Genomic DNA, 12,285 nt, shown 5'->3' on the forward strand with positions numbered 1-12,285 from the left:
AATAAACGCTCAAAATGGATAAGAAAAAATCAACCCTAGGCTTCATATTTATTACTGTATTAATAGATTGTATTGGTTTTGGAATTATAATCCCCGTACTGCCAAACTTAATTAAGGAAATTTCGGGGAAATCACTTTCTGTGGCTTCAGAATATGGTGGATTATTATTGGTTGCCTATGCAGCAGCACAATTTATATTTTCGCCCGTGGTAGGCGGCTTAAGTGATAAATATGGCCGACGTCCGATTTTATTGATATCGTTGTTTGGTTTAGGGATCGATTACATTTTCCTTTCATTTGCTCCAACAATTGGTTGGTTATTTGTTGGGCGTGTTATTGCAGGCATCACCGGAGCGAGCTTTACAACAGCCATGGCTTATATTGCGGATATTAGTACTCCAGAAAAGAAGGCCCAAAATTTCGGAATGGTTGGGGTAGCCTTTGGAATTGGTTTTATCGTTGGACCATTATTAGGTGCGTTTGCTAGTAAGTTTGGCATAAGGGCCCCATTTATGTTGGCAGCTGCTTTAGCGCTTATTAATTGGCTATATGGGTATTTTATTTTACCAGAATCATTAGCAAAGGCCAAGAGAAGAGCATTTTCTTGGAAAAGAGCAAATCCAGTGGGTTCGCTTATCAGTGTTTCTAAATATCCAGCAATTATTGGGTTAGTTGTTGCCTTATTGTTATTGTGTATTGCCAGTCACTCTGTGCAATCCAATTGGGGATATTATGTGATAGAAAAATTTAATTGGGACCCATCTATGATTGGCTATTCTTTAAGTGTAGTTGGAGTGGCTGTTGCCCTTGTTCAAGGTGGTTTAATTAGGATAGTAATTCCAAAAATAGGAAATAAAAATGCCATCATTCTTGGCTTAACGCTTTACATTGTTGGATTTACCTGCTTTGCTTTTGCGCCAAACGGATTAATGATGATGATCTTTATTGTTCCTTATTGCTTGGCAGGAATTGGGAATCCCGCTATGCAAACCATTATCTCCAATCAGGTTCCAGACAATTCCCAAGGCGAAATCCAGGGGATTGTTACGAGTATGCAAAGTCTTGGAGCTATACTAGGTCCATTTGCAATGGCTTTTATATTTGCGCATTTTATCCGAAAAGATACGGAGATTTATTTTCCGGGAGCACCCTTTATCTTTAGTGTTTTGCTTACGATCATTGCTTTATTTATCGCCCTTAAAGCGTTAAGAAAACATCACTAAAGCAGTTCGATTGCTAAATTTGCCAGTTCGCTTCGTTCCCCTTTTTGTAAGGTAATGTGTGCATAAAGTTGGTTTTTCTTCGCATTTTCGATCAGGTAAGATAATCCATTACTTTCAGAATCTAGATATGGAGTATCAATCTGATAAATATCACCTGTAAAAACAATCTTGGTGTGCTCCCCTGCTCTCGAAATGATAGTTTTAATTTCGTGTGGGGTAAGATTTTGTGCTTCGTCAACAATAAAGAAGATCTTTGTAATGGTTCTACCTCTGATAAATGCTAAAGGAGCGATTTCTATCTTTTCAGTCCTGATCAGTTCATCTATCTTAAAGAGCATTTTATCATCATTTACAAACTGCTCGCGAATAAATTTGAGGTTATCCCATATCGGTGCCATGTAAGGATCTATTTTTGCATTAATATCCCCAGGTAAAAAACCGATTTCCTTATTGCTTAACGGTACTATTGGTCTGGTGATATAAATTTGCCTAAAATCCTTACGCTGCTCTAATGAGCTTGCTAAGGCCAGTAAAGTCTTGCCTGTGCCCGCATTTCCCTGAATAGTTACCAATTTAATCGCCGGATTTAATAAGGCATCTATGGCAAAAGACTGCTCGGCATTGCGTGGTGAAATTTTGAAAATTTCTTCTTGATTAATTAATCGAAGTGTTTTATCCACCTTAAAATAAAACGCAATGGCACTTTTCTTTTTATTTTTTAAAATATAAAAATGATTTGAATCGGTATATGGTAAATCTAAAGCTGAAGCATCCACTGTTCCATTATTTTTTAGATCATCGATTATGTTTGGATCAAAATCGATTAATTCGGTTTTACCGGTATAGAGCTCATCAGCATTTTTAATTTTACCAGTTTCATAATCTTCGGCATACAGATCCAAAGCTTTGGCTTTTAACCTTAGGCAAATATCTTTAGAAACAAGAATTACTTTTCTTTTAGGATTTTCTTCTTTTAGCGCCAGAGCAGCATTGAGGATACGATTATCGAACTTCCCTTCTCCAAAAAGCTTTTCTGCATTAATTTTCTTAGGGTTTTCATCCAAAACAACCTTGAATTTACCTAAGCTGCTCTTTTTTAAGGTAAACCATTTATTGATCAAATGATTTTTCGATGCCTGATCTATTAAGCGAATGAAATTTCTTGCTTCGAAATTCCTGGTATCATTACCACTTTTAAAATTATCAAGCTCTTCTAAAACTAAAATCGGCACTGCCACATCATGCTCCTGGAAATTATTCACGGCATCATGATCATACAGAATAACGGAAGTATCTAAAACGAATATTTTTTTAACCTGATGATCTTCCAATTGTGATTTCTTAGCCATGACGCCATAAAATTAGCATTTAGCAATTAAAGATTATAGTTTATTTGATAATTACTCTAAATCTCAATCTCGCAATCCGATAATCCTAGTAAAAAGAAAAACGGAGACCTCTTCTTGCGATTTGGTGCTCCGTTTTAACCTTAATTATAACCGTAGTTAAAATTATGGCATCAATGGAATATACTTAACCTCGTTCGTAGTAGCGGTCATCTTGCGAATTCCGAAACCCGTAATAAATTATTACCGTTATTGCCTCACTCCGTAAAATGCTGCAATTAGCAATAATGTCTGATATGTTAAATAAACTAATATAGGTTTTGAAACCTGTGGCTCTTTTAAATCCTATACACTCTTGCGAGCAATTGGGCTAAATGGCTATTCTTTACATGCTAACCGTAATATCACTCCTGAATGCGACGATTTTGCATTTTGCAATGCGCATCGAATTTGATTTTAGTCATAGATCTTGGTTTTTCAACCGCTAAGCTCCTCACATCGGTCTACTCTTGCGAATAATTTGATGATCGTTCTTGATCTTAAATTAATCAGCCTTGCGGCCTCTTAATTTGCCGATTTGCATTTTGCAATGCGCCTCGAATTTCTTTTAGTCAAATAGATCATTAGGTCTTGCGACCTGTTAGTTACCGTAAACCTATCTGCTCTTGCGAGTGATCAGGCAATAATTACTTAATCCCAACATCAGTAGTTCTAAAACTTCTTAATGTAAACCGATTTTGCATCTTGCGACGCTAATCGAATTTGATTTTAACTTGGATATTCCCAAAGATTGCTGTCTTGCGACTTAATTTTTGTTTTGGATTATCCTACCAGACTGTCAAAGTACTTCGTTATTGATATCATCTAAATTAGCGTCTGAAGTAACATATGTCAAGAAAAATCTTTTTTTCTTTTTAACAAGTTATACACCATCAAATGTGAGTTGTTAACATAGGTAAAATTAAGAATTTGCGCCTTGGATGAAGTTTAGATACCATATGGCAAAAAAATGAACACAGTTATTAACAATCTCAGCGATTTTCTTATTCACATTAAGCAACAAATAGAACATTTTTTTACCTCTTGATTCTGCTTAATTTTGTTGCTTATAATTTTTTTTAAGAATTTTTATCTTAAAAAATGGGCATATTTTGAGGTTCAAAAAATGTAAATTTGCACCATGCTCCACCGGCCAATTCGAAATATCCAAGATTTTTTGCTCAGTACTTACTTTGCCGATGGGTTGCGGATTACAATAGGTGTGCTTTGCCCCTCTCTTATTTTAGCTCAATTTGGAATGCTCCAATATGGGATGACACTTTCATTAGGTGCTCTTTGCATAAGTGTAGTTGATTCTCCAGGACCGATTACCCATCGCAGAAATGCCATGTTAATTACCACGGTATTAATTTCCCTGACTTCTCTTATCGTTGGCATAACTAACCAGAGTATTTATTTCACGGGCCTGCTCTTGGTGGTCTTTAGCTTTATTTTCTCCATGTTTTTTCTGTATGGAAACAGAGCTGCTGCTGTTGGAACCTCTGTTTTATTAATCATGGTGTTAAGTATAGACGACATAAGGCCATGGAAAGAGGTTCTTCTCTATACACTGCTAATTTTAGCCGGGAGTATTTGGTATACCTTATTGAGCTACTTTTTTTATCGGTTGCGTCCGTACCGATTGGTACAACAAATCTTAAGTGATTCCATTTTAGAAGTAAGTACTTTTTTAAGGGCAAAAGCTAAATTCTATCGTGAGAAAACAGATTATGATAAAAATTACGCAGAATTACTTCAATTACAGGTCCTTGTACACGGAAAACAGGATGAAGTAAGAGACGTACTCTTTAGAACCAGGGAAATTGTAAGCGAATCCACTCCTGAAGGTAGGTTTCTCTTATTGGTTTTTGTAGATATGGTTGATCTTTTTGAACAGGTGATGTCTACTTATTATAACTATAAGCAATTGCACGAACAGTTTGATTCTGTTGGTATCTTACCTCAATATGAAGACGTAATAAATAAAATAGCCTTAGCGCTTGATGAAATTGCTTTCGCCCTTAAAAGCGGTGGCACTCCTACCTTCTCTCCTTCACTGATTAAAGATGTAGTTAAATTAAAAGAAGAAATAACCGCATTAGAAACCAATGGCTACGAGAAATACAGTACACTTGGGTTAATTGCTTTAAAAAATATTGAAGTTAATATCGAAAATATTGTTGGGAGAGTAAAAACAATCAATAGTTATTTTAATAAGAAGGAAAAGAAAAATCTAAAAAGCAGAGATATTGATGTTGAAAAATTTGTAACCAAGCAGAATATGGATGTTAAGTTATTATTAGATAATTTAACATTTAGTTCATCCACTTTTAGACACTCCATTCGGGTGGCCATTGTAATGCTAATCGGTTTTATTGTGGCCAAGAGTTTAGATTTTGCACACAGTTATTGGATTCTTTTAACCATTCTGGTGATTTCTAAGCCAGGTTTTAGTTTAACAAAAGAAAGAAACTACCAAAGATTGATCGGTACCATTGTGGGTGCGTTTATTGGCATGGGTATTTTAATGTATATCCATGATAAACATTCGCTTTTTGTAATTTTATTGATCTGCATGATCGGGAGTTATAGCTTCCAACGAAAGAACTATGTGGTAAGTGTTTTATTTATGACCCCTTACATCTTGGTTCTTTTTGATTTTTTGGGCATGGGAGGTTTCTCGGTGGCCAGAGAAAGGATTTACGATACCCTAATTGGGTCTGGTATCGCTCTGCTTGCCAGTTATTCTTTATTTCCAAATTGGGAGCATGAAAAACTGAAGGAAGCGATGGTGGATATCATTACCGCAAATCGCAACTATTTTAAACAGGTAACCCTACTCTACTTTGAAAAAACCCATAATTTAACCAATTATAAGGTAGCCAGAAAAGAAGTATTTGTAAATACTTCTAATTTAGCATCGCTGTTTCAGCGAATGTTTTCTGAACCAAAAAGCAAACAACTACACATTAAAGAGCTGCATCAATTTACGGTACTCAATCATTTGTTATCCTCGTACATTGCTACTTTATCCTTATATAATAAAGAACATGATTTTGTTTATCACAATTTCGAAGAGCTGAAACCAGTTTCGGATAACACCATTTACTTGTTAAATGAGGCTGCCGACCATTTAAATAAGCATAATGATGAAGTTAATAATGTGCCCTTAATCCGCAGAAAGAACTTGGAACTGGACGCTGAGAATGAGAACATGATCATCGCCGAACAATTTGACCTGATCCAAAAAGTAGCATATGATATTTACAAACTTGCTGAGAAGTTAAAGATTTAGTTCTTGGATAGGTATTCTTTAAACAGGCAACCGTTGAGCGGGAGTTCAATGGTCACATTATTATCCATGGTAAAAACTATAGTACAATCACAAGGCAACTTAAAGATCTTTTCCAGATTAACTGAAACAGCTAGTTTATTCAGCGTTTCATCATCATCCCCTAAATCAAGGGTGATTTTTTTAAAGGGTACCTTAACTGTATTTTTCTCCGATTTAATGTGAATTGATTTTAATCCGGTTAAATTATAAGATGATACAATGGCTAAATCAGCGGTATTTGCTTCTGTTCCGACATATGCTGTATAGGCATGATAATTATCATCAATCCTTTTATATTGATAATCAATTCTTTTTCTACTTTCCTGGGCAACACAGATAGTTGTTAATGAAGTGAAAACAGCGAGAAATAAAATAACCTTTTGCATATTAAAATTTACAAGTGTTTTTAAATTTAGTGAAATTTCTATCCCTCAATATTAATGAAAGCTCAAATGTACGAGGTTTATATCCGGCAATACTTTTTGTAACCAACGAATAATTTATCCCCACGGAAGCGTTTGAGAACTCGAATCCTACATAGGGAAAATATGATTGCTCATTGGTTTTGTACCATAAACCTGCGTTTATCTTCATGTTCGACTCGAAGTTAGGTTTAAAACCCATCACCCCGCCAAAAATTAAATCAGAACTTGAACCCTCTGTCATATAATGGGTACTGAGATTAAAATCTACCAAATCATTAGACATATACCTAAAACTTGCATTGTAGGTGTTTCTATAAGGAAGTTTCAGGTTAACATCATTAAATAAAGAGCCTTGTGGCCGGGTTAAATGGAAGATAGCATAACCTACCGAAGCAGAGATCTGATCTAATGTTAACGCTAAATTTGCACCTACATTGAAGTCGAAATAAGTTAACTTATCATTATCTAAGCCAAGATTGTTAGGGATAGATAAATCGAAGCCCCCGTTGTTAAACTGAGAGGCAACAGTTAAGGCATCATAATCTAACTTTTTAGAAATGTATGATACTTGTGGCGCTAAAGCCAACTTAAAATTGTGGTCTGGATCTAAAAACTTATAATAAGACATACTAATACTATAGGTGTTAGACTTTAAGATTTTATTAAACGATTCGTCGTAAAGCCCACTAAGTCCAATACTAAAGATATCATTGTAATAATATTCGTCCTGAAATTTAAATTCTCCTGAAGCGCTATAAGTATTGTAGGCTTCCCCCACATTGGCCCATTGTTGTCGGGTATTGATCGCAACCCTATATCTGCCATCAAAATATCCGGTTAATGCCGGGTTAAGCGTGAGAGGCGAAGCAAAATACTGCGAAAACTTCGGATCTTGAGCTTTTGCCAAAGATTGAAGGCATACTAAAAAAATAACCAATGCCCTTTTCATTACGGAATGAGTATCGTTTTTCCCTTGGTCGTATAGATTTCATCCAATAAATTTACGCCCTCAGCAAACCACGAATAGGTTTCTAAGGGTTGAATGGAATTACGGAAAGTACCGTTCCACCCTTTTGCAGGATCCATACTATTGGTTTCGAATACCAGGTTTCCCCATTTATTGTATATCTTAAAACTATTGAGTTTCTTAATGCCTTCGTAGAATGGATATAAAATATTATTGGTAGATTTTAATGGTGTAAACGCTGTTGGAACCATAATTTTTGGCCACTCTACTGTGATTACTTCAACCATGGCAACTTGGGTACAGCCATTGGTATTGGTGAGCGAAATATAGTACTGACCTGATTTAGTAACCTGTTTTGGATTATCAAGTGGAAGAGTCATCTGTGCATCATACCAGTAATTGGCAAAACTGTAACCCGAACTTCCTTTAATAACATCAGCTTTAGTAATATCAACACTTTGCGTTAAGAATACTTTTTTGGGCTGATTGATTACCAAAACAGGCTGAGGGTAAATTACCACTTCAATTGTTTTAGAAACCTTACACCCATTTGCATTCTGAATGGTTACAATATAGGTTCCACTTTGGGAAATACTTTGAGGATTGCTAACTACCGCACTCTTATCATCTGTATAGGTAAAGGTAACACCAGCCGTTGTTCCCACGTATAAATCAGTATTAGTAATGTCTATTGTTTTTGGAAAACAAACTGGGGTGGGTTTTGTAATCGTCAGAACTGGTAGTGAATAAATTTCAACATGTACCTTTCCAGAACTTACACAGCCTTTTGAGCTAACTGCTTTAACGTAATAATCTCCAGTTGCCGCAATGGTTTTGGAATTACTTACTGCTAGGGTTAAGGCGGCATCTTTATAATACGTATACGTTATATCTGGATCGCTCCCTACAGTAATTGCAGCATTGGTAAGGTCTACTGTAGCTGGAGAACAGATGGGAGCCGGATCAGTTAATTTCAATATGGGAAGAGGAAAGATCTCTACGTTAACCTTTTTAGAAATAGTACAAAATATAGATTGATACTTGATGTAATAATCGCCATTTACGGTAATAGTTGTTGGATCAGGAAGGGGAACGGTTAACGCTGCATCGCTAAAATAACTTACTGTGAGTCCTAATTGCACACTTTTTTGTACTAATTTTGAAGTAAGGTCTATAACGGTCCCTGCACAACCTTTAACCTCAGTTGTTACATCAACAGCTATTTCATTAAAGATAACCTGAATTGATTTGGCTGTGGTACAGCCTATGGGCGATATGGCCTTAACGTAATAAGTTCCACTCGTGGTAATACTTTTAATGTCTATTGGTATTTTGAGTTGTGCATCGGTATAGCACTTATAGATAACCTGTGGATGCTTGTTAAGAATATAGGAACTGGACGACAGATCGAGTACCTCGCCTTTACAGGCATTGATCAAAGGTGTAACGTTCAGTTCAAACTCGCCCTGCACTATTGTGGTAGACACCGTATTCACACATCCGAAACCACTGAATGGGATGAGATCCAATACTACAACATCACCGACTCTTAATTGTGGACTAATGGCTATATTTTCACCCTCTCCATAAAAAATACTTCTATCAGCATTATACCATTTATAGGTTTCATAGCCACTTGGTCCTTTCAAATTAGTTTCAATCGAACCAACGCAGGATGAATTTCCTTGAATAATGTTGTTGCAATTTTCATTCACATCTACATATGCATATCCAAAATGTCCTGAGCGGGTACAATCTGCAGTGTTAAACTCTAACAACAACTGTTTTCCTTGGTAACCACTTAGGTTAATTGTAACTGGGGTCCAGTTTTTGTACAGTACCCCTCCTGAGCGTGATGATGCTTTAAAGCCGGGTAAATTGGAAGTAGAAATATATTCAAATGAAGCGCAGTTTATGTAGGTATTTGTACTTATATCAAGCACTTTAGCCGTAAATCGTGGTTGTTCAGCTGCAGTATGACCGGGATCCTGGAAAACAACGGCATATTGATAAGTAATTACAAATGATGGCCTATCAGCTGGAACAGTTATGAGATATGAAATACCTTCGGCACCCCGCTGTGTACCCTCATTCCCTAATTTAACTGAAAAATCACTCCCATTTGGCGCCAGAACAGGAAATAGCCCCCATGGATCCACAGCAGTTTTCGAAGTCATTATGGTATGTTGGTTGGGTGTAGGCGCTGAAGGATTTAATGTAATTACATTTTGACCACTGCTACTAAATGCAACGGAACCAACAAAGGTTTTCCAATTGGTAAAACCGCCGGTCTCAAAACCAATATTAGCCGGACATTCCTGTGCGTGTGCAATGTTGTTTCCTATTAAAAAACAACCGATTAAGAATGTTATTAATTTATTTTTCAAAATAGATAGGTAACCTACAACAACAAATTTAATAAATTATTATATAATTATAAATAAGTTATTATTCCTAATTAGTTTAATCGAACAGGTTATTAAATATCTTCGTATCAGGTAGTTGATTATTCAAATATTCGATATAAATTCTAAGAGACGTTTGGATCGGGCGATATAAAAAACAATAGGCTCGCTATACTGTTAGTTAAGAATGGAAAAATTATATACAGCCAATGTTAACAGTATTGGTGGTAGAGATGGGCATGCGAAATCAACTGATGGAATTTTAGATTTCGAATTGAAAAGGCCTAAAGAAATGGGTGGCCAAGGTGGTGCTACAAATCCTGAACAATTATTTGCCGCCGCTTGGGGAGCTTGTTATTTAGGCGCATTAGGCAGCATAGCTGAGCATGAAGGTGTTGAAGCAAGTGGAGCAACTGTAAATGTGTTGGTCTCTTTTAATAAAGATGGAAAATCGTTTTCGCTATCTGCAGACCTGGATGTTCATATTCCTGGTTTATCCAACGATGAAACCCAACGATTGGCAGACTTGGCGCATAAAACCTGCCCTTATTCTAAAGCTACCAAAGGTAATATTGAAGTAAGAGTTACCGCAATTTAATTTAAAGCCCTATAAATTTTTTACGCAATTTATAGGGCTTTTTTATGCTTATTTTAAGGCAATCTTGCTAAAAATATGGTATTCTCCAGGAAGTAAGGTGCTAGAATAAGTGCTTGAGCTTAAATTCATACTAGCTCCCACAGCATCTACCCATGTACCAGTAGTTCCAAAATCAATAGCTGCAGTTTGGTTCGTTACGTCAAAATTTCCTACTACAACAACTGTATTGCTCCCTTCTACCAACTTGATATATTTTATTGCTCCAGTTAAATTATAAACCACATTAGTAGAATTAAAAATACTGTTATTGGTTTTCAATTTGATGAATTTAGCATAGGCATCATATAATGTTTTACGATTTGGATCGGTATAGTATTCCCATTTAATAGGCTTATCACCTGTTCTTCCATTAAAATCTATAGAAATATCATAACCAAGTTCCCCAAATTGCCATACCATTTTCGGGCCTGGGATGCTAAACAAAAATGCAGCAGCCATTTCTTCTCTTTTTAAGGAAGTAACTAAATTATTCTTTATCGCATAACTGCCCGCTACATTTCCGAAGGATATATTTTTATAATTTAACCTCTCCTCATCATGGCTTTCTCCGAAGCTTACCAAATTTTCAGACTTTGCAAAACCATGTTTCGTATAAAATCCCCACGAAAAATCAGAAGTAGGGATCCAACCCATCGTGGCTTCGTTCATGTTATAGTTTAGGTTTGCCCATAACATCATTCCATCATCAGAAAGGATTTTTTCTTCGGCAGCATCAGCAAAATGTTCTAAAATCACATAAAAATTATTGGGGTCTACACCTTTAATGAAACTATTATATTCTTTCCAGATGGCAACCCTGCTCGGATCCAAGGCGCTCATTGTGGCATCGTTACTCGATTGGTTTTGCGTAAATCCTTTAGAAAGATCAAATCTAAAGCCATCAATCTTATATTGCTGCATCCAAAATTTGATTACGTTCTTAGAAAAATATTTAGTGGCCGCACTTTCATGATTAAAATCATAGCCTACATTGTAAGGATGTTTTGGATCTACGTTAAACCATGGACTATTTGCTGTAGGCTTATTGCCATCAAAATACAGTTGTACCATGGGTGATTGGCCAAATGAATGGTTTAAAACCATATCCAGTATTACAGCAATCCCTTTTCCATGACATTCGTCGATAAAATTTTGTAGTGCAGTTTTAGTGCCATAATATTTATCTGGAGCAAAATAGAACGATGGATTATAGCCCCAACTGAGATTACCCTCAAATTCGTTTACGGGCATCAACTCTATGGCATTTATACCCAAACCAGTAAGGTAACTTAGCTTTTGCAAAGTCGATGCATAACTATGTTCTGCTGTAAAATCCCTGATCAGTAATTCATAAATAACCAGATTATTTTTATCAGGTCTTACAAACGAATTGTTTTTCCAAGCATAGGTTGGCTGGTTAGCCTGCATTACACTAACAATCCCAGTAGTTTTTCCCGTTGGATAAGTTATCAAATTGGGGTAAGTGGTTGGATTAATATACTTATCATTTGCCTCATCTAATATTTTTTCACAGTAGGGATCGGCAACTTTTAAATTTCCATCTACCAAAAACTGATAGGTATATTCTGTGTTGGGGTTTAAATTGTCAATCTGTATCCACCAGGTACTCCCATCATTTGCTTTTTTCATCGGCGATGCCGAGGCCGACCAGGCATTAAAATCGCCAATAAGTGAAATAGTGCTTTTTCCTGGTGCAAACAAGGTTACAATTGCAGAAGTTCCATTGTTAATGAAAGCAACCCCATCTTTCGCACCTGCGGGAAGGTCGGTAGCAGTAGCGGGTTTTGGTTCCTCTTTAGGTTCTACAACTGGGCCACTCGGACTCTTTTTGCATGCTACAAAAGAGAGCGTAACCAATAGTAATACGTATGTTATTTTTTTCATGATT

At 36.3% G+C, this 12,285-nt stretch carries 8 protein-coding genes; 3 read left to right on the top strand and 5 right to left on the bottom strand.

All coding sequences use genetic code 11. The annotated features are described in order from the left end of the window. The first annotated feature begins 14 nt into the window (after window positions 1-14). Window positions 15-1,223: a TCR/Tet family MFS transporter gene (locus tag AC6H0V_RS05395; RefSeq protein ID WP_497562691.1), complete on the top strand. Its 1,209-nt coding sequence runs from the start codon at window positions 15-17 to the stop codon at window positions 1,221-1,223. Here the strand turns inward: AC6H0V_RS05395 and AC6H0V_RS05400 are convergent. Continuing rightward, complete coding sequence (locus AC6H0V_RS05400; RefSeq protein WP_497562692.1) at window positions 1,220-2,572, bottom strand: PhoH family protein; 1,353 nt, start codon at window positions 2,570-2,572, stop codon at window positions 1,220-1,222. The two genes, AC6H0V_RS05395 and AC6H0V_RS05400, sit on opposite strands and share 4 nt — an antisense overlap. 1,177 nt (window positions 2,573-3,749) lie before the next feature. Between AC6H0V_RS05400 and AC6H0V_RS05405 the strand changes: the two genes are divergently transcribed. Beyond that, window positions 3,750-5,903 carry an FUSC family protein gene (locus tag AC6H0V_RS05405; RefSeq protein ID WP_497562693.1) on the top strand — a complete coding sequence of 718 codons (2,154 nt, stop codon included), beginning with the start codon at window positions 3,750-3,752 and terminating at the stop codon, window positions 5,901-5,903. On the opposite strand, the gene AC6H0V_RS05410 is transcribed toward AC6H0V_RS05405, so the two are convergent. From AC6H0V_RS05410 to AC6H0V_RS05420, 3 genes are read right to left on the bottom strand one after another with little or no spacing between them, the layout of a single operon-like run. Continuing rightward, the gene (locus AC6H0V_RS05410; RefSeq protein WP_497562694.1) at window positions 5,900-6,328 is read right to left on the bottom strand and encodes a hypothetical protein; all 429 of its coding nucleotides are present in this window, start codon (window positions 6,326-6,328) and stop codon (window positions 5,900-5,902) included. The two genes, AC6H0V_RS05405 and AC6H0V_RS05410, sit on opposite strands and share 4 nt — an antisense overlap. A gap of 1 nt (window position 6,329) precedes the next feature. Next, window positions 6,330-7,316 carry a PorP/SprF family type IX secretion system membrane protein gene (locus tag AC6H0V_RS05415; protein WP_497562695.1) on the bottom strand — a complete coding sequence of 329 codons (987 nt, stop codon included), beginning with the start codon at window positions 7,314-7,316 and terminating at the stop codon, window positions 6,330-6,332. Further along, window positions 7,316-9,721: a hypothetical protein gene (locus tag AC6H0V_RS05420; protein WP_497562696.1), complete on the bottom strand. Its 2,406-nt coding sequence runs from the start codon at window positions 9,719-9,721 to the stop codon at window positions 7,316-7,318. The genes AC6H0V_RS05415 and AC6H0V_RS05420 overlap by 1 nt, the downstream gene beginning before the upstream one ends. A 205-nt stretch (window positions 9,722-9,926) precedes the next feature. Here AC6H0V_RS05420 and AC6H0V_RS05425 point away from each other — a divergent pair, with 205 nt between their 5' ends. Next, window positions 9,927-10,337, top strand: coding sequence for an organic hydroperoxide resistance protein (locus AC6H0V_RS05425; RefSeq protein WP_497562697.1), 411 nt, complete (start codon window positions 9,927-9,929; stop codon window positions 10,335-10,337). 48 nt (window positions 10,338-10,385) lie between these two features. On the opposite strand, the gene AC6H0V_RS05430 is transcribed toward AC6H0V_RS05425, so the two are convergent. After that, the gene (locus tag AC6H0V_RS05430; RefSeq protein ID WP_497562698.1) at window positions 10,386-12,281 is read right to left on the bottom strand and encodes an alpha-amylase family glycosyl hydrolase; all 1,896 of its coding nucleotides are present in this window, start codon (window positions 12,279-12,281) and stop codon (window positions 10,386-10,388) included. Window positions 12,282-12,285: the final 4 nt, after the last annotated feature.

Source organism: Pedobacter sp. NO84, assembly GCF_059703915.1.

What these genes read in the sequence shown, in the direction of transcription:
- AC6H0V_RS05395 (WP_497562691.1), top strand. Translation starts at nt 15, where the DNA reads ATGGATAAGAAAAAATCAACCCTAGGCTTCATATTTATTACTGTATTA.
- AC6H0V_RS05400 (WP_497562692.1), bottom strand. Translation starts at nt 2,572, where the DNA reads ATGGCTAAGAAATCACAATTGGAAGATCATCAGGTTAAAAAAATATTC.
- AC6H0V_RS05405 (WP_497562693.1), top strand. Translation starts at nt 3,750, where the DNA reads ATGCTCCACCGGCCAATTCGAAATATCCAAGATTTTTTGCTCAGTACT.
- AC6H0V_RS05410 (WP_497562694.1), bottom strand. Translation starts at nt 6,328, where the DNA reads ATGCAAAAGGTTATTTTATTTCTCGCTGTTTTCACTTCATTAACAACT.
- AC6H0V_RS05415 (WP_497562695.1), bottom strand. Translation starts at nt 7,316, where the DNA reads ATGAAAAGGGCATTGGTTATTTTTTTAGTATGCCTTCAATCTTTGGCA.
- AC6H0V_RS05425 (WP_497562697.1), top strand. Translation starts at nt 9,927, where the DNA reads ATGGAAAAATTATATACAGCCAATGTTAACAGTATTGGTGGTAGAGAT.
- AC6H0V_RS05430 (WP_497562698.1), bottom strand. Translation starts at nt 12,281, where the DNA reads ATGAAAAAAATAACATACGTATTACTATTGGTTACGCTCTCTTTTGTA.